At 42.2% G+C, this 17,312-nt stretch carries 16 protein-coding genes and 1 pseudogene; 9 read left to right on the top strand and 8 right to left on the bottom strand.

Annotated features, from left to right (window positions below):
* Positions 1–136 precede the first annotated feature (136 nt).
* The 5 genes from EI162_RS10040 to pnp all read left to right on the top strand — a co-directional run bounded on the left by EI162_RS10040 (position 137) and on the right by pnp (position 4,700).
* On the top strand, positions 137–661 hold the full coding sequence (locus EI162_RS10040) for a type 1 glutamine amidotransferase domain-containing protein (RefSeq protein ID WP_192524237.1): 525 nt from the start codon (positions 137–139) through the stop codon (positions 659–661).
* A 100-nt stretch (positions 662–761) separates the two neighbouring features.
* On the top strand, positions 762–923 hold the full coding sequence (locus EI162_RS10035; protein WP_192524236.1) for a hypothetical protein: 162 nt from the start codon (positions 762–764) through the stop codon (positions 921–923).
* 147 nt (positions 924–1,070) lie between these two features.
* The gene (locus tag EI162_RS10030) at positions 1,071–1,244 is read left to right on the top strand and encodes a hypothetical protein (RefSeq protein WP_192524235.1); all 174 of its coding nucleotides are present in this window, start codon (positions 1,071–1,073) and stop codon (positions 1,242–1,244) included.
* 357 nt (positions 1,245–1,601) lie between these two features.
* Entirely contained in the window at positions 1,602–1,868 is a 267-nt protein-coding gene (rpsO, locus tag EI162_RS10025; protein ID WP_192524234.1) for a 30S ribosomal protein S15, read from the top strand.
* Positions 1,869–2,597: 729 nt separating this feature from the next.
* Complete coding sequence (gene pnp / locus EI162_RS10020; RefSeq protein ID WP_192524233.1) at positions 2,598–4,700, top strand: polyribonucleotide nucleotidyltransferase; 2,103 nt, start codon at positions 2,598–2,600, stop codon at positions 4,698–4,700.
* A 112-nt stretch (positions 4,701–4,812) separates the two neighbouring features.
* On the opposite strand, the gene EI162_RS10015 is transcribed toward pnp, so the two are convergent.
* The 4 genes from EI162_RS10015 to EI162_RS10000 form a co-directional block, all read right to left on the bottom strand.
* Positions 4,813–5,403 carry a hypothetical protein gene (locus EI162_RS10015; protein ID WP_192524232.1) on the bottom strand — a complete coding sequence of 197 codons (591 nt, stop codon included), beginning with the start codon at positions 5,401–5,403 and terminating at the stop codon, positions 4,813–4,815.
* 27 nt (positions 5,404–5,430) lie between these two features.
* Positions 5,431–5,982 carry a hypothetical protein gene (locus EI162_RS10010; protein ID WP_192524231.1) on the bottom strand — a complete coding sequence of 184 codons (552 nt, stop codon included), beginning with the start codon at positions 5,980–5,982 and terminating at the stop codon, positions 5,431–5,433.
* 125 nt (positions 5,983–6,107) lie between these two features.
* Positions 6,108–6,365: a YheV family putative metal-binding protein gene (locus EI162_RS10005; RefSeq protein WP_192524230.1), complete on the bottom strand. Its 258-nt coding sequence runs from the start codon at positions 6,363–6,365 to the stop codon at positions 6,108–6,110.
* Positions 6,366–8,576 carry a M3 family metallopeptidase gene (locus EI162_RS10000; protein ID WP_192524229.1) on the bottom strand — a complete coding sequence of 737 codons (2,211 nt, stop codon included), beginning with the start codon at positions 8,574–8,576 and terminating at the stop codon, positions 6,366–6,368.
* Between the two features lie 713 nt (positions 8,577–9,289).
* On the opposite strand from EI162_RS10000, the gene EI162_RS09995 reads away from it, so the two are divergent.
* The 4 genes from EI162_RS09995 to EI162_RS09980 all read left to right on the top strand — a co-directional run bounded on the left by EI162_RS09995 (position 9,290) and on the right by EI162_RS09980 (position 13,161).
* A complete protein-coding gene (locus tag EI162_RS09995; protein WP_192524228.1) occupies positions 9,290–10,402 on the top strand; it encodes a hypothetical protein in 1,113 nt (370 codons plus the stop codon).
* A 159-nt stretch (positions 10,403–10,561) separates the two neighbouring features.
* Positions 10,562–11,314, top strand: coding sequence for a M949_RS01915 family surface polysaccharide biosynthesis protein (locus EI162_RS09990; protein WP_192524227.1), 753 nt, complete (start codon positions 10,562–10,564; stop codon positions 11,312–11,314).
* A 4-nt stretch (positions 11,315–11,318) separates the two neighbouring features.
* Positions 11,319–12,077, top strand: a complete 759-nt coding sequence (locus EI162_RS09985) for an endonuclease/exonuclease/phosphatase family protein (RefSeq protein ID WP_192524226.1) — start codon at positions 11,319–11,321, stop codon at positions 12,075–12,077.
* A gap of 88 nt (positions 12,078–12,165) precedes the next feature.
* Positions 12,166–13,161: an NADP-dependent oxidoreductase gene (locus EI162_RS09980; RefSeq protein ID WP_192524225.1), complete on the top strand. Its 996-nt coding sequence runs from the start codon at positions 12,166–12,168 to the stop codon at positions 13,159–13,161.
* 38 nt (positions 13,162–13,199) lie between these two features.
* Here the strand turns inward: EI162_RS09980 and EI162_RS09975 are convergent, their stop codons facing one another.
* From EI162_RS09975 to EI162_RS14930, 4 genes and pseudogenes are all read right to left on the bottom strand, one after another.
* A complete protein-coding gene (locus EI162_RS09975) occupies positions 13,200–13,817 on the bottom strand; it encodes an alpha-ketoglutarate-dependent dioxygenase AlkB family protein (protein ID WP_192524224.1) in 618 nt (205 codons plus the stop codon).
* Between the two features lie 2 nt (positions 13,818–13,819).
* Positions 13,820–14,716 (bottom strand): alpha/beta fold hydrolase, encoded by an 897-nt coding sequence (locus EI162_RS09970; protein WP_192524223.1) that lies wholly within the window; start codon positions 14,714–14,716, stop codon positions 13,820–13,822.
* A gap of 88 nt (positions 14,717–14,804) precedes the next feature.
* Positions 14,805–16,748 (bottom strand): ABC transporter ATP-binding protein, encoded by a 1,944-nt coding sequence (locus EI162_RS09965; RefSeq protein WP_192524222.1) that lies wholly within the window; start codon positions 16,746–16,748, stop codon positions 14,805–14,807.
* Positions 16,749–17,188: 440 nt separating this feature from the next.
* Positions 17,189–17,312: pseudogene (locus tag EI162_RS14930) on the bottom strand (IS30 family transposase); the annotation flags it as partial.

Here is a 17,312-nt window from a genome sequence, read left to right as displayed (position 1 = left end):
CTGGTAATCGTTTAATTGATTTATTTTATAACATTTTTGTGGTCATCTGACTATATTTGCAACTCGGACGTTGTTATTATAAGAAGAACAATTTAGTTAATAAAAATATAGAGAATATAAAAATATAGGAAATATTATGAAGACTATTGCTTTTTTATTACACAATAACTTTGAACAAGCAGAGTATGAAGAGGTCAATGACCAATTAAAAGAAAAAGGTTATAAAACCATACTGATTACTACTGATAAACAAAAAGAAGTTCAAGGTATGAAGCAGGATGTAAATAAAGGCAAAACTTTCACGGCCGATATATTTGCTAAAGACGCAAAAGTAGAAGGTTATGATGCTCTGGTTTTGCCTGGTGGCACAGTTAATGCTGACACGATACGTGGCAATAAAGAGGCTCACGGTATTATTAAAGCGATTAATGATGCAAATAAGCCACTAGCTGTGATTTGCCACGCGCCTTGGATTCTTATTAATACTGGCATTGCTAAAGGTAAAACCTTAACGGCCTATCATTCTCTACAGACCGATTTAGAAAATGCAGGAGCAAAATTTGTAGATGAAAGCGTACACGTGGATGATAATCTTATTACCTCGCGCAACCCAGACGATATTGATAATTTTGTCAACGCTATCGATCAGGCGCTATCATAGAATCAATACTTGTAAAGCTAGCAACGTTTACTAGCTCTGAGCCATTTAAAATTTATAGACAGTACTCACTCATTACAATAACCAGTAAAAGGAAAATACTATGTCAAATTCTAATCCAAACGATACCAAGCTTGAGCAACAACGTTCTGACTCAGCAAAAGCTGCATTAAAAGGTCAAACCGAAGATAATCACACAGAAAATACTGAAGCCGCAGCAGATCGTATTGCTGATAATGTAGAACAAGCTAAAAAAGATAAGTAGAAGAGAAAAAATAGTCATTACTAATAGTCATTACTAAATAAAACGAGTACAAACGTTATAACGCGCTACTGATATGAATTTTCTTGTTGCGCTTGTTTTATAGTGGATTGACTAACGCTTAATAATAACGCTAATTTAGGAGTCGTTATGAGTAATTCATCAAAAAATATGGATCAAGAAGAAAAAAAGATCCAAAAACTGGCAGAGGACATCAACCCCAGCGAAGATACTACCCCTGATAGTTTGGCAGAAGCGACAACGGCACCTCTTGCTGATGACGAACTTGGTGGCAATGCGACTAAAAAAGATACCAATCAATAGGAAAGGTGACAGACGACAAGCCTGACTGTAACTATAAAACTATTATGAAAAACTGCTGCTAGTTCAGCAGTTTTTTGTTATAATTACCGTCACATTTGAACTGGGTTTTACATGAGACGCTATCCTTAACTTGTTGCTGTAAGCAGATGACACGGTTAAGAGCTATTTTGTATCAATACTGCCTGTGTTTAAGTGATTGTTTCAATAACTGATTGAGCTTGTCGTACACTAGGTCAACTCTAGTAATGCAGGGTTGTCCTGAATGGCGTACAAGTATCTTTTTTACTATTCTACTGCTTTTAAAGCGCACTCAAATTTGAGTCTGTCTTAAAGCTTTTAGCATTGCCGGAGATATTTATGCTAACTAACAACGATCGTGAACAAATCATTTCTCAATACCAGCGCGGCGAAAACGACACTGGTTCACCAGAAGTACAAGTAGCGCTATTAAGTGCACGTATCAACGATTTGCAGAACCATTTTAAAATGCACAAAGCAGATCATCATAGCCGTCGTGGTCTTATCCGTATGGTTAACACCCGTCGTAAATTGCTTGATTACCTAAAAGGTAAAGATCTTGGTCGCTACAGCACCCTTATTAGCCAGTTAGGTCTACGTCGTTAATTTAGCGACAATAGTACAAGTGGTTACTAAAACAAAAGATACCATCATTTGGTACTTTTTTAGAGTTTTTACTAAACCGCTTAGAACTTGCTTGTTGAGATTGATAAAATAGATTTTCTCTAAAAACGGTGTGGAACAGTTTCACGCCGTTTTTTTTATGCTTATGGATATGGTTTATCCAGCCAAAATAAATTGCGCCAGTTTGATACTGTGAGCGCAACCTACAAAGAACTTGGCCAAATAAGTACTGATATACTCAAAGTCGTCACTGCAATAATCTACCTGCGTTTTGTTTTGCAATTAATTGGTCAATGGCTATAAATCACGGTAAAATAATGCAGGGTATAGGTAGGTTTGTAGCCTGACAATCGTTAATAGAATGATTGTTTGTAGAAAGTCGTTATTTATAGAGTGGCTACTACTAATTTAAGTAGGCTAAAGCGCAAAAGATACGATGAATGGAGATTAGTGCTATCGACCCCTTTTTGATAGTATTTATAGTGAAAACTTATAGTAAGACCACATTTGAATGACCAAACACACGCAAGAGTATGATGTCTATTATAGATAGAGACATGAGATAAATAAGTAAGGATATTGGCCTTAATTGACGTGATCCCAAAATAGGAAGCGTGTCAATTATTGGTTATATACAAAGAATTTTAATGACAAGTATCAGCTTTTTATAGCGCTGATATTACTTTTGTCAGTCAACATTAGGAAGATTATATGACAATGTTTAACACCATTAAGCGTGAATTCCAGTATGGCAACCAACAGGTTGTTATCGAAACAGGTCGCGTTGCGCGTCAAGCAAACTCTATCTTGGTTCACATGGGCGGCGTTACCGTATTAGTAGCCGCTGTTGTGAAATCGGAAGCCAAAGAAGGTCAAAACTTCTTTCCGCTAACCGTGAATTACCAAGAAAAGATGTATGCTGCGGGCAAAATCCCAGGTGCTTATGGCAAACGTGAAGGCCGTGCGAGCGAGTTTGAAACACTCACTTCACGTCTAATTGACCGCCCGATTCGTCCGCTATTCCCTGAAGGCTATGTCAACGAGGTTCAAATCACGGCGACGGTTGTGTCATCAGACAAAACCCAATCAGCCGATATCGCTGCACTCATCGGTGCTTCAGCCGCGCTAGCTATCTCTGACGCACCATTTAACGGCCCAGTCGCTGCGGCACGTGTTGGCTTTATCAATGGCGAATACGTACTCAACCCAACGCTTGAGCAGCTCACAGAAAGTGATCTGGACCTAGTCGTCGCTGGTACTAAATCTGCGGTATTGATGGTTGAATCAGAAGCTGCAGAGCTGTCAGAAGACCAAATGCTAGGTGCTGTATTGTACGGTCATGAGCAGCAACAAATCGTGATTGATAATATCGCGTCACTGGCAGAAGAAATCGGTACGGCTAAGCAACAGTATGCTGCCCCTGAGCGTGATCAAGCGTTAGAGACCAGCATGAAAGAGCAGTTCGGTACGCAAGTGGCTGATGCTTATACGATTACTGATAAGCAAGAGCGCTACACCAAGCTTGATGAAATTAAGCAATCGATTATCGAGGCACTTGCTGGTGATACTGAGTCAGAAAATTATGCTGACACCGTATCTGAATTAAAAGAAATCTATAACGACCTTAAATATCGCACCGTTCGTGACAATATCTTATCTGGTAAGCCACGTATCGATGGTCGTGATCTTGAGACTGTCCGCGCCCTTGATGTGGAAGTTGGTGTATTGCCATTTACCCATGGTTCAGCACTATTTACTCGTGGTGAGACGCAAGCATTGGTTACAACCACGCTTGGTAATACGCGCGATGTGAATATGATTGACTCGCTAGCGGGCACCATCCGTGATCATTTCATGTTGCATTATAACTTCCCGCATTTCTCAGTCGGTGAAACGGGTCGTGAAGGTATTCCAAAACGTCGCGAAATCGGTCACGGCCGTTTAGCGCGCCGCGGTGTACAAGCGATGCTACCAGACAGCGAACGTTTCCCGTACGTTATCCGTGTGGTATCAGAAATCACTGAATCTAACGGTTCATCTTCAATGGCGTCTGTTTGCGGTGCAAGCTTGGCATTAATGGATGCTGGCGTACCATTAAAAGCACCGGTTGCTGGTATCGCCATGGGTTTGGTCAAAGAAGGCGAGCGTTTTGCGGTATTGTCTGACATCTTAGGTGATGAAGATCATCTTGGCGATATGGACTTTAAAGTCGCTGGTTCTAAAGACGGTATCACTGCCCTGCAGATGGATATCAAAATTGAAGGTATTACCCCAGACATCATGGAGCAAGCGTTAAAACAAGCCCATGCTGGTCGTATCCATATCTTAGACGCGATGAATAAAGTATTGCCAGAGAGCCGTACTGAAATCAACGCGCATGCACCTAACTATGCGGTTATCGAAATTAACCCAGACAAAATCCGTGACGTTATCGGTAAAGGCGGCGCAACGATTCGTCAGCTAACCGAAGAAACGGGTGCAGTTATCGATATCGATGATGCTGGTACTATTCGCATCTTTGGTGAAAACAAAGCGGCAACGAAAGCTGCTATCGGTAAAATCGAAGCAATCACTGCAGAAGTTGAAGTGGGCAAAACCTATGAAGGTACGGTCGCGCGTATCGTTGACTTCGGTGCCTTTGTCAATGTATTGCCAAATACAGACGGCCTCGTGCATATCTCGCAAATCGCAGAAGAGCGCGTTGAGAATGTATCTGACTATCTAAAAGAAGGTCAGACGGTGAAAGTCTTTGTACAAGACGTCGACAACCGCGGTCGTATTAAACTGACCATGAAAGGTATTGAGCAGAACTAATACTGGATATTCGACATAGTTTAAATTTAGAAAACCGCTTTGGGTTGCTTAATAAGCACTCAAGGCGGTTTTTTTATGGACGTAAAAAATTATTTAAGCATCAAATAGCGTTTCAAAGTGACTCGACGGTATCAATATCTTTAGGAAGATGAATATCGATGCGAATTTTCGGTAAGTCTTGTAGATGCTGTATGAGTAACGGTAAGATATCAGCGTGCCAGTCTAATGGTAGCGAGCTTGCGTTTGCGACATTCGCTTCATTGGATGAGTTTACTGCCTCACTTTGTGAGTGTTTATGAATAAGTGGACGTGCCAGTAGAGCAATTCTACGGAGAGCTTGGTAGCGGATAAGAGGTATGAGCTGCTGCTGTAAGTCGGCTAAGGCTGCTGTCAACCAACGCGCACGCGATGGATGATAAGGGTGGTTTGATACAACAAGATTGGCAATGTAGCTTGGTTGGTTGCCGTTATTGCTGATTCCAAGTCCAGCCTGCTCACGTGTACGTTTATGCAGTAAACAACTACCCACGCTTAGACTGCCATCACGGCAAGCGCGATAATAACGTTGATAGTTATCAGGAAATAAAGTTTTTGTTCGGGTAAGGATAGGGTCTAAAAGCACACCAGCGCTATTGACGGGTAAAATAAGCAACTGTGCGCTGCTATTTAAAATAGGGGCGTGGGTGGGTTGTAGAGTCGCCATTATCAGCCCCTTTATAAAGAATTTACATTATTTTGTATTAGGTTTTGGGTCTGTTCTTGCTTCTATTTGTGCTATTTGTTGTTCGAGCAACTCGATTTGCTCAGCTTTCATCTCTGTCAGTTGTTTATTCATCGCAACCTGCTCAGCGGCAAGCTTTTCTTGTTCGGCTAAGCGCTTACGCGTATCCTCTAAGCGATCAATTTCTTCTTTAGCCAAACTGTCTGTTTCTGGTAATGGCGCGTTTAAGATAGCCTCAGAGTCAGATGCTATAGGGTCAGTGACCATAGGCACTGCTTGGCTGTTATCTGCTGTCACCTCGCTATTTTCTAATTCATTTGTTTCATTTGTTTCATTGTCTGCTGGTATAGAAGCAGATTGAGCCGCCCCAGTTTGCTCAGTCATCGATGGTGAGGCTGATTCACTGACAGGCTTTGGAACTTCTGGTCCGGATTGCTTTGAGACTAGATAACCGATAGCAATAAGTACTAATATAAGCACTAGCCACATTTTTTGGCGTGATTTCACAGGTTTATCTGTGGATGATTTGCTTGATAAAGGACGCATTTCTTTCTTATTCATAAGATGGTCGATTTATGTTAAAAATATAAGTAGCCATACTATAGCAAACTCAAAATAAAAAGCCTATCTAATGATAGATAGGCTAGTAGTTGTTAAGAGTTGACGTTAGTTATTCGGGACGATATTTAAGGCTTAAACTTCACCGTACCACTGGTGCCAGTCGTCATTGCGTCGCGAGTAAGCTGGTCCTCCAAATGGTTTTTGGCACTGATAGCATCAGGATCAGGGCGATGCTCTGTATGACCGCACTGAGTACATTCGATGTATTCATCAGGTTCGGGCGTGACGATATTGACTTGTACTACCGCATCCATTGCCTGACATTTGGGGCAGCGCACACCCGCCAAAAACCGACGTTTGGGGCTGGAGGATTGATAGCGCATTTAAATCACCTCACCTGTCGTTTGTGTATTTGCCGCCTCAGTCGTCTTGGCATCGCTAAAGCCGCTGTGACGCAATAAAGCATCGATACTGGCACTACGCCCACGGAAATTCTCAAAGTTGGTCTTAGCAGGGAAGCTACCACCCACTGATAAAATCGTCTCACGAAATGCTTTACCAGTGAGGGGATTAAAAATACCATCTTCTTCAAACTTACTAAAAGCATCAGCAGATAATAGCTCGGCCCATTTATAAGAATAATAACCAGCGGCATAACCCCCAGCAAAGATGTGACTGAAACCATTGGCAAAGCGGTTATAGTCAGGTGTCTGCATAACAGCGATATCATGACGCACGGTATTTAGCGTGACTAAGATACCTTCATAATCAAGCGCTGGTGTATGCGCATGAATCAGTAAATCAAAAAGTGCAAACTCAATTTGACGCAGCGTCTGCATCCCACTTTGGAAGTTTTTTACCGCCAATAGTGCATCGAGTTTGTCCTTTGGTAGTGGTGCGCCTGTTTCGACATGGCTACTAATGAGCGCGATACCTTCGGCGTCCCATGCCCAATTTTCCATAAACTGACTGGGTAGCTCAACCGCATCCCATTCGACGCCATTAACGCCAGCGACATCACCAATGGTGACTTGGGTCAATAGATGGTGCAAACCATGACCAAACTCATGGAACAAGGTAATCACTTCATCATGGGTCAATAAGCTTGGTTTACCATCAAGGGCAGGGGTAAAGTTACCAACCATAAAGCACACAGGCAGCTGTTGATGCTCCTGCTCGTCATAAGTATAACGCGACTGGAAACCGCTCATCCAAGCACCGCCGCGTTTACCACTACGGGCAAATAAGTCAAAGTAAAAGCCACCGAGCAAGTTATCATTAGCATCGAATAATTGATAAAAACGCACGTCGTCGTGCCAGCGCGATACAGAGGTTTTATCCGTATTATCGTTCGGACTGTCATTGTTTTGTTCTTTTACTTTGATACCGTATAAACGTTCTACAATAGCAAATAAGCCGCTAACCACTTTTGGTAAGGGGAAATAAGGACGAATCTCTTCTTGCGATAGGCTAAATTCGCTTTGTTTGACCTTTTCTGCGATATAAGCACTGTCCCATGGCTGCAAGTCATCAATAGCATATTCTTTGGCATATTTTTGCAACTGTGCTAAGTCTTGTTTAGCGGTTGGGGTTGCTTGCGTAGCCAAATCACGTAAGAAGGTCTCCACTTCCGCCACGCTATCTGCCATCTTGGTTGAGAGCGACACTTCTGCATAATTATTAAAGCCCAATAGCTTGGCTTTTTGCTCACGTAATTGCAAAATTTGACTCATGATATCGGCGTTGTTTAGTGACTCGCCTTTAGCATTGCTGTGCTTATCAAACTCAGAAGCACGGGTGACATAGGCGCGATATAGGGTCTCACGTAAGTTGCGATCGTCAGCATAGGTCATAACAGCAAGGTAAACGGGGATATTTAAGCTTGCTACGTAATAAGGCGTTGGTAGTGCATCGATATCCGTTTGTGTGAGCGCACCGCTGGCAAGTTCGCGTGCTTTATACTGTTCGCCGGCATCAGCCAGTAGCGCCAGACCGCTTTCAGTCAAGCCAGCTAATTGCTCTTGCTCAAGCGGCAAAGCGTATGCTTGGGTAGCATCTAAGATATGATCTGAGAATGTCGCTGACAACGTTGATAGCTCACTTTGAATAGCAGCAAATTTTTCTTGTTCAGCTTTCGGTAACGCAACACCTGATAACTCAAAGCTGCGTAGGGCAAGCTCAATGGCACGCGCTCGTGCTGGCTCGAGCTCAGCGAAAAACGCTGTGTCATTTACGATGGTTTGATAGCGGTTAAATAGCGGCTGATGCTGACCCACACGCGTGCCATAAGCCGACAGCTTAGGTAGCAGCTCGTGATGCACATGACGAATATCATCATTGCTCATTACACTATTGAGATGTGACAAAATACCCCAGCTGCGATCCAATGCCACATTGATATGGTCAAAGGTCATCACCTCGGTCAGAGCTTGCTTAGCACTGATATCAGCACCATTCTCGCTATTTGTCGTTGCTGTCAGCTCATCTAAAAAAACATTGGCTGCATCGATAGCGCTAATGACTTGGCTTTGTAAGCTGTCTGGTGTGGCACTGGGAAAATCAACAAGGTGTAAATCTGGAGAAATAGAAGTCATAAAAATATCCGTTATTGATGAATGAGTTATTATTAATAGGTGTGCGGTTATAAAGGGCGTTCATTTGGTAGAAAATATGCAGTCATAAGACATATATTGCAAAAGTTATAGCTAATAGCACTGTCTCGGTTTTAAAGTGAATCCATTATATAATATTTGTACTTATTTTTTTCGGACTGACTATTACTGTCTTATGTATAAGCTAAGCTATATAAAATATGGGTTCATTTGGTAGGAATGCAACCTCGTCATTTGTAATGTAGAGAGCTGAGTGGTGTTGCTCTCGATATAAAAATATCCTTAAAACCAAGTATTTCCTGTTTTATAACAATATAGATTACTCTACTTACAAAGCGCTATCATTTGCTTGCAAATTAACCCTATAGCGGGTGAGGTTTGACTGTTAGCATCAAGGTAATGAAGCATAAAAAGCAGGTTTTAAGAAAAACACCTTCATTAAAAAATTACTAATAAAAAAAGTACCAGCTTTAAAAATAAGACAGAAAAAAGCATTGGCCAAAATAACTAATATGAAAATATAAGTGTTATAGCCAGTTCAATATAAACACAACATACAACGGGACTGAAATGCTTTCGCTTAAAATATAAATTTTTCAGTATGGATTTTAAGCATAGAAATGGCGTAGGCATAGCAAGCCAGAAATACTACTTATAACGTTAAGAGTAAATGATAATAAAATAAGGAGCACTATATGAAAGCGACTCTCAAAAGTTTACGAGAAACAAAGGCCGACCCTGCGGTTAGTATCTTCGTAAAAACGCATCGCGAGCACCCTGCCAACGATAAAGATCCTATTGCCCTAAAAAACCAATTAAAAGTAGCCGAAGAACGCTTAACTAAAGAATACGATAAGCGTACTGCGACCACAATTTTAGATAATATTCATGCTAAAACCAATGAGCTCAATCATAATTATAACCTTGATACTTTAGCGATATTTGCCAGTACTGAGGATGTGAAAATTATTCGCATGCCTATCGACACAACAGAGCGCGTGGTGATTTCGACCAGCTTTGCGACTCGCGATTTGGTCCGTGATATGGCCAGTGCCGTTCATTACTATACGGTGGTATTAACGCGTGATAACGCTCGTTTGATCGAAGCATCCAACGACCGTGTCGTCAGAGAGCTTGATAAAGATGACGATGTACAAAACAATATGGAAAATATTCAGTTTCCTATCGAAAACAATGGGTTGTATACAACGGGTGATGGCGGCTCAGATCGTTCCGCGAATAACGAAAGCAGCTCCTTAAAAGAGTTTTTCAACCAAGTAGATAAAAGCGTACAAGAGCTGTGGGGTGAGCATAAGATGCCTCTGGTCATCGTTGGTGATGCAAAAAATATTGGCTACTATAAAGAAGTCTGTGATCGTCCAGATAACATTATTGCTACCGTATCAAATGCCACCAATTTAGAAGATGGTAGTGCCCAGCATATCGTTGATAGCGTACAAGAAGCAGTAGAAGGCTATCGTACATCGCTACATCAAGCGGCTATGGGTGAGATTGATAAAGCGCGCGGTGCAAACATGCTGCAGACGGATTTACAAGAAATTTACCGTAGTGCCTTCCAAGGTGTGGGCGAAACGCTCTATATCCGTCGTGGCTATATGCAATCTGCCAAGATTGATGAAGAGGCGCAAACCTTAAGTCTGGCTGATGATGCTGCAGCAGAAGGTGTGACTGATGATGCGGTTGGCGAAATCATCGAGCATGTGATTCATAATGGTGGTGAGGCAGTATTTATGCCACAAGACATTATGGGTGAAGACCAGCCGATTGCTCTAGTCACTCGCTATTAATGGATGGCTTAGATTCAGTAATGAATTAGCCATTGGTCATTGATATCACATAGGTATAACATGGAGCATTGGTTCGATACGAGCCAATGCTTTTTTTATGTTGATGATGCCTCTAAATTTTCGTCTAATATTATATACTATAGTGCAGTAGGTTGTTAAATGATGCGAAACAACATATTCAATACTATTATGATATTTAGCGTCACAGCGATGGTAGCCCTTAGCTCCAGCCCCAGTATGGCAAATACGGATGTGAATAATATATCTGTGAACCCTCTATCATGGAATCAATTGCCGCCTGCTATTCAAAACTATTATCAAATAGACTCTAAAAAAAACAAACTGAAGCTAAACGCCAAAGATATCGTTGCTATTCGTTCTTGGATTAGCACAGAAGGAGATCAGTATTTGGTTCAATTACAGCGCTTCAATTCAACCAATAGCGCTGATGAGCCAGCAGGAGAGGTCTTCACGCATTTATATACGATAGATGCACAAGAGGCTTTACGAGTATGGCAAATATATGATTATGTAGCCTGCGATGGGTTAGATGTAATCGCAGAATTCGCTAAAAACACCGCCGTAGTAACTGATATTAATAATAACGGTGCTGTTGAAGTGAGTGTTCCTTATTATCTCGGTTGTCGTGGTGGCGTAAGTTATGATGAGATGAAAGTAATCATGTACGAAGGACAGCAAAAATTTGCTGTACGTGGTAACTCTGCAATTTGTAACGCCAAGACAGGTCAACCAGTTGACACTACTGGTTCTTATGGTGGTGACTACAAAGTTGATGAAAAGCTATTACAGCAATCAACGCTATCGGCGCCTCAAAAATCAGTGTTTAGACGTCACTTGAAATCAGTGTGGCGAGATAATCAATGTTCCATTTATTTTAAGTATGATGACTAATTCTATGACTAATACCACCTCTTTTGTTTTAACCAGCTATAACATTCATAAAGGCATGTCGCCGATGAATCGCCAAGTCAAAATACAAGGTATCGCTAAAGCACTCGATATCATTGGCTCAGACATACTGTGTCTACAAGAAGTACAGGGGCAAAACCTCAAGCGCAATATGCAATACAACGAATACCCTGACCAATCACAGCATGAATGGTTTGGTGAGTACCTACAATTAGAAAATAGCTATGGCAAAAATTCAGAATATGACAATGGACATCATGGCAATGCCGTTCTGAGCCGCTTTCCACTTGATCCGAAACACAACGTCAATATCACTGTCAATAAGCTTGAGCAGCGTGGGGTTCTACATTGCGAGGTACAACCGATAGGCTGGGAGATGCCCGTCGTCGTTTTATGCGCTCATTTAAACCTATTTGAACGCGATCGTATCAAGCAGTATGAAGCAATTTCTAACTATGTACGTAATGAGATTAGCCGCGATCAGCCGTTGATTTTGGCAGGTGACTTTAATGACTGGAAAAAAATGTCCTGCGACAAGCTGGCGTCTGACTTGGGTATGACCGAAGCTTTTAAGCATTGTCATGGCAAGCTGTTACCCACGTTTCCAGCTAAGCTTCCTGTGCTGAGCTTAGACCGTATTTACGTACGTAATCTTAGGGTCAAAGATGCTTGGGTGCACACTGGCAAGCCATGGTCAACGCTATCAGACCATCTACCTTTGAGTGCAGAGTTGGCCTTGCCGTAGAATAAAAATAGGCTTATCGTAACCTGTCACTGCCATATCTTTTTAAACCTAAGCTGATATAAAATAATAAATAAAAGGATAACAACTTATGTCTAATAAACAACTACCAACGACTCAACACGCTGTACTCATACGTGAGTTTGGCGAGCCTGAAGTGATGACGTATCAAGACGGGGTGGCTATTCCTGAAATAAAGGACAATCAAGTATTGGTTAAAGTCGCTTATGCTGGCATCAATCCTGTCGATTACAAAACCCGTCAAGGCAAAGGTTGGGGCGCTGACAGTATCCAAAAAAATAAGTTTGACCATGACCAGCCAGCTATCTTGGGGTTCGATGTAGCAGGCGTTGTGGTCAAAAGTAATAGTGATGAATACGCGGTTGGTGATAATGTCGCTGCGCTTAGTTTCGGCGGCAGTTGCTACGCTGAATATGTCGCAGTCGATGCTGAACTAGCGGCGAAAGTACCTGAGTCTGTCACGCTGGAGCAAGCGGGAGCACTGCCGTGTATCGGGCAAACAGCGCTACAGTTTGTAGAGTTTGCAGATATTAAAGATGGTGAGCACGTGGTGATAAATGCCCCAGCAGGCGGCGTTGGTCATTTGGCGATTCAGTTTCTGATGAATAAAATTACTGAGGATAATATAAAGGTAAGTGTTATTTGCTCGCCAGAGAAATATGAAAAACTGGATGGCTTAATAGATAAAAGCAAGCTGACAGGATGGATTGATTATACCAAAGACGATGACTTTCCTAAGCTGCAAGCCGATGTATTACTAGATTTAGTCGGTGACGACGCTGGCGTGCGTGCCTTAAAAGTTGTGAAACAGTCAGGACGTGTCTATGTATTACCGACAATTTGGGTCGATAAACTAAAAGAAGCAGACAGTGGTAAAGACTTAAGTATAGAGGGTTATGCAGTACAGCCGAATGGCCAAGATATGGCAAAGGTTTTACAAGAGGTCGCTGATAATAAACTGACCTTGCATATTCAGCAAGCATACCCCTTGTCTAAAGTAGTAGAGGCCCATCGTGAGCTACAAAAAGGCGGTACTTTTGGCAAGATTGTTTTAAAAGTAAGCTAAGTGACGTTATAGCTAAGTGATGTTGGCTTAATTAAGTGTCACCTATCTAAAATTTGTCTAAATGTGAGGCTAATCCGTCCTTCAGAGATGGATTTGGTCTTGGTGATGGTATGCTTCCAGAATGTCTGCGTATCACCATGCATGACGATAAGCTGACCGGACTCAAGATGAAGCTCAACTTTATCTTGAGTTTTTTTATGCTTAAAAACAAACTTACGCGTGGCACCAAGAGACAAGGAAGCAATAATTGGCTGCGCACCTAACTCTTTTTCATCATCGGCATGATAACCCATGCCGTCCTCGCCAGAAGGGTAGTAGTTGAGCAAGCAAGAATTAAAATCAGCGTTGATGCCTATTTTTGCTAACTGCTGTTCGATATAAAGTTTCACATGAAACACTGTATCTGACCACTCGATGGTTTGACGGCAATGTCCAGAATATTGATAACTGACACCACTATCACCCATCCAAACGATTTGACGTGTGGTGACATGCGTTTTGCCAAATAACGTGACAATATCAGATTGCCAAGGTAGCTCGGTCAACAGACTATAATATAAAGCGCTTGGGTAATCGATAATTATCCCTAAGTCATTCACTTTACCTTCATAAGGCAAGAGGTTATCATTAGGCATAGGAGCAAAAAGGTCAGTCATTGTTAAGCTTGTTTGCTGCTTTGATAATGTTCATTGATAACCTGAGCACACAATTCTGGCGCTTCCATCGGTAATAGATGCCCATAATCTGTCAAGGAGATGATACTGTCGTCAGGGACAAATTTTTGCCACTGCTGACGCACTTTATGACTGATAAACAACGTCGGCTTACCCGTAATAAGGGTATAAGGACAGCTGAGCTGCTTAAGCGCTGCATCGATATGAGGCGCACCAAAATAATTGGCCAGTTCTTGTTTGGGGGCAAACATCAAGGTGTAATCACCGTCATTATTGGCGGTTAGGCTTTGCTCAGCAAATATCCTCAGGTGTTTATCGCTGATACGTCTATAAGCACGTTGCGCGCGCAAGTGCTCGTAGTAATCATAGATACTTGGCCAGGTAGCTTGCTTAGTCAGCGTACTTTTAAAGGGTTCGCGGCTCAGCAGTAGCTTGCGTGGCAGTAAGTTGTATAGCGTCGCTTGTTTTTTGGTAAACGTCACAGGCTCTATAAGATAGAGCTGTGAGAAAAGCTCTGGGCGCAGGGCAGCGGCTATCGCAGTGGCGGTTGCCCCTTGTGAATGACCGATACCAACGACAGGCTTATCTTGGGTTTTTTCCAAAAACTCAATCAACATATCCGCATCTTGTTCGCGGGTGAGGCGACGGCTCTGCGGCTGATCGTACCAATAGCCGCGCAGGGCCAATGAGGTAATATCAAAGTCAGTTGCCAACGCACTTAGCAATGGCGTGTAGGTGCCAACGGTGAAACTATTGCCGCCATAAAAATGGGCAGGTTGGCGTTGACTATTAGCTGTGTTCGCTGCTGAATTCAGCTGCTGCAAATCATAATAGCGTGCTTGTTTGCCGCCAAGGCTGATACTGTTAGTAAATGCTTCCATAAAATAGTCACTTCCCTGTGCAAGGTTTTTCTAATAAGTAAGGTGCTTTTAATAAATAAGATAGCTTTAATAAGTAAAACACCTTTAATTAATTGTCTTCACCTAAGAAACCACCACTTTGACGATGCCATAAGCGTGCATAGACACCGTGAAGATTTAATAGCTCATCATGGCTACCTTGTTCGATAATTTGTCCTTTATCCATGACCACCAGTCTATCAAGAGCGGCGATGGTAGAGAGTCTATGCGCAATCGCAATGACCGTTTTTCCGGTCATGATATCATTTAGGCTTTCGGTAATGGCAAACTCAATCTCAGAGTCAAGCGCACTGGTGGCTTCATCCAATAATAAAATCGGCGCATTTTTTAGCATAACACGTGAGATAGCAATACGCTGACGTTGACCGCCAGAAAGTTTGACCCCGCGTTCACCAACTTGGGTGTCGAGTCCAGTGTTACCTTTGTCGTCATATAAGTCTTTGATAAAGTCCCATGCTTGGGCTTGTTTGGCAGCAATAACAATTTCTTCGTCGCTGGCATCGGGACGTCCGTAAGCAATATTTTCACGTACGGTACGATGCAATAATGAGGTATCCTGAGTGACCATGCCAATTTGCTGACGTAAAGATTCTTGGGTGACCTCATCAATGGCTTGTCCGTCGATGTAGACTTTACCGCTATCAACATCAAAGAAGCGTAGTAGCAAATTAACAAGGGTAGATTTACCCGCACCTGAACGTCCGACTAAACCAATTTTCTCACCTGATTTGATATCCAGATGGAAGTTATCGAGAAGTTTATTAGTAGGTGCTGTCGATGCTTCGATCTCTTTTAAAGTATTGCCTTCACTATCGATGCTATCAACATTACTCACATCGGCCACATTACCCATATCAGCTAAGTTACCTTCATAACTAAAATCAACATGATCAAAAACGATACGACCATCGGTGACTTTTAAGTCTGGCGCATGCGGTTTATCAATGATGGTTTGCGGTGCTGATAACGTGCGCATGCCGTCTTGTACCGTACCGATACTCTCGAACAGGCTAGCCGTTTGCCACATAATCCAGCGTGTTAAACCATTTAACCGCAGCGCCATGGCGGTCGCAGCAGCAATAGCGCCAACACCAACGGCACCTTGTTGCCATAAATAGATACCAATACCCGCGGTACTACTGACCAAGATAACACTGATAAGATGGGTTGAGACTTCAAGGTAGCTGACCCAGCGCATTTGTGCATGGACCGTTCCTAAAAACTGTCCCATAGCGTTTTTGGCATAACCAAGCTCACGGCGTGAATGGCTAAACAGTTTGACGGTCATGATATTAGCATAAGCATCGGTAATACGCCCTGTCATCAAGGCACGAGCATCTGCCTGTACGATGGCGGTCTGTTTTAATTTAGGAATGAAATACCACATCGCCAGCCAAACCAGCCCGAACCACGCAATAAAAGGTATTAACAATAGGCTATCTAAATTAAATAGAATGATACCTGAGGTAATAAAATACACCGCGACATACATAAACATGTCGGTGACCGTCATCACGGTATCACGTACGGCTAACGCCGTTTGCATCACTTTAGCCGAAACACGGCCAGAGAATTCATCTTGATAAAACTGCATCGATTGACCGAGCATACGCTGATGAAAACGCCAGCGCATCTGCATAGGGAACACGCCTTGCAAAGTTTGAAAATGAATAAGTGACGATAAGGTAATCCAGAATGGGCTGACTATCATGACGGCCAGTATCATTAGCAGCATATCGCCTTTTTCTGCCCAGAGATTCAGCGGGGTATAAACGCCGAGCCAATCAACGATATTCCCAATCCAAGCAAATAGCATTGCCTCGTAGATACCTATACCAGCAGATAAAATCATGAACAGCAATAACCAGCCGCGTAGACCTTTGGTACATGCCCACATAAACTTTACCATGCCATCGCGAGGTGATGGTAGCGGCATGGGTGTTTCAGGAAAGGCAGGTAATCGATTTTCAAAAAAGCGAAATAGAGCATTCATAGGCGGTAATAAAACATCAATAGCAGTACGTCAAGATAAGCATTATAAGGCGCTATCTTGAATCGTTACTTTTGTGATTAGGAATGTCTGTTATTTTAACAAAATTCACTCTGATGGCTGCATGCTAATTGTAAGCTGAGCGACATAGGTTGTATGTAACTCCCCACCAATACAGTGCTGGCATGAAGAGTCTTGGCATTAAAAATTACTATCAATCAAACACTACGATAAATAGATTGCTGAATACGAAATATTTTGTTACATTCCATGGTTTCGCATTATTTAATAGCGCCTGTAAATAATTATTAAATGACAAATAAATGATAAAAGAGTCAGGCAGTTGAAAGCAGATGTAGTACTAACAACAGTAGTAAATACCAATAATAAATACGCAAAATTGCGGCTGAATAAAGGCTTAGATTAACACACCAAGTGCAACGCTAAATTATATTATAGAACACCTGATTGGGCGTTTTAAACCCTAATCGTTTTCTTGGTCTGTTGTTTAGTTTATTCTCAATGTCCTGTATCTCATTATCAGAGACTTGTCTAAAGTCACAACCC

It is taken from the genome of Psychrobacter sp. FME6 (assembly GCF_014861365.1).
Lineage (GTDB): Bacteria > Pseudomonadota > Gammaproteobacteria > Pseudomonadales > Moraxellaceae > Psychrobacter.
This window is presented reverse-complemented; position numbering and strand designations above follow the sequence as displayed.

Excerpts from the sequence above, each read along its gene's own strand:
- rpsO (WP_192524234.1), top strand. The coding sequence starts at position 1,602 with ATGCTAACTAACAACGATCGTGAACAAATCATTTCTCAATACCAGCGC.
- EI162_RS10015 (WP_192524232.1), bottom strand. The coding sequence starts at position 5,403 with ATGGCGACTCTACAACCCACCCACGCCCCTATTTTAAATAGCAGCGCA.
- pnp (WP_192524233.1), top strand. The coding sequence starts at position 2,598 with ATGACAATGTTTAACACCATTAAGCGTGAATTCCAGTATGGCAACCAA.
- EI162_RS10035 (WP_192524236.1), top strand. The coding sequence starts at position 762 with ATGTCAAATTCTAATCCAAACGATACCAAGCTTGAGCAACAACGTTCT.
- EI162_RS09965 (WP_192524222.1), bottom strand. The coding sequence starts at position 16,748 with ATGAATGCTCTATTTCGCTTTTTTGAAAATCGATTACCTGCCTTTCCT.
- EI162_RS09980 (WP_192524225.1), top strand. The coding sequence starts at position 12,166 with ATGTCTAATAAACAACTACCAACGACTCAACACGCTGTACTCATACGT.
- EI162_RS10000 (WP_192524229.1), bottom strand. The coding sequence starts at position 8,576 with ATGACTTCTATTTCTCCAGATTTACACCTTGTTGATTTTCCCAGTGCC.
- EI162_RS10040 (WP_192524237.1), top strand. The coding sequence starts at position 137 with ATGAAGACTATTGCTTTTTTATTACACAATAACTTTGAACAAGCAGAG.
- EI162_RS09990 (WP_192524227.1), top strand. The coding sequence starts at position 10,562 with ATGATGCGAAACAACATATTCAATACTATTATGATATTTAGCGTCACA.
- EI162_RS10030 (WP_192524235.1), top strand. The coding sequence starts at position 1,071 with ATGAGTAATTCATCAAAAAATATGGATCAAGAAGAAAAAAAGATCCAA.
- EI162_RS09970 (WP_192524223.1), bottom strand. The coding sequence starts at position 14,716 with ATGGAAGCATTTACTAACAGTATCAGCCTTGGCGGCAAACAAGCACGC.
- EI162_RS09995 (WP_192524228.1), top strand. The coding sequence starts at position 9,290 with ATGAAAGCGACTCTCAAAAGTTTACGAGAAACAAAGGCCGACCCTGCG.
- EI162_RS09975 (WP_192524224.1), bottom strand. The coding sequence starts at position 13,817 with ATGACTGACCTTTTTGCTCCTATGCCTAATGATAACCTCTTGCCTTAT.
- EI162_RS09985 (WP_192524226.1), top strand. The coding sequence starts at position 11,319 with ATGACTAATACCACCTCTTTTGTTTTAACCAGCTATAACATTCATAAA.
- EI162_RS10005 (WP_192524230.1), bottom strand. The coding sequence starts at position 6,365 with ATGCGCTATCAATCCTCCAGCCCCAAACGTCGGTTTTTGGCGGGTGTG.
- EI162_RS10010 (WP_192524231.1), bottom strand. The coding sequence starts at position 5,982 with ATGAATAAGAAAGAAATGCGTCCTTTATCAAGCAAATCATCCACAGAT.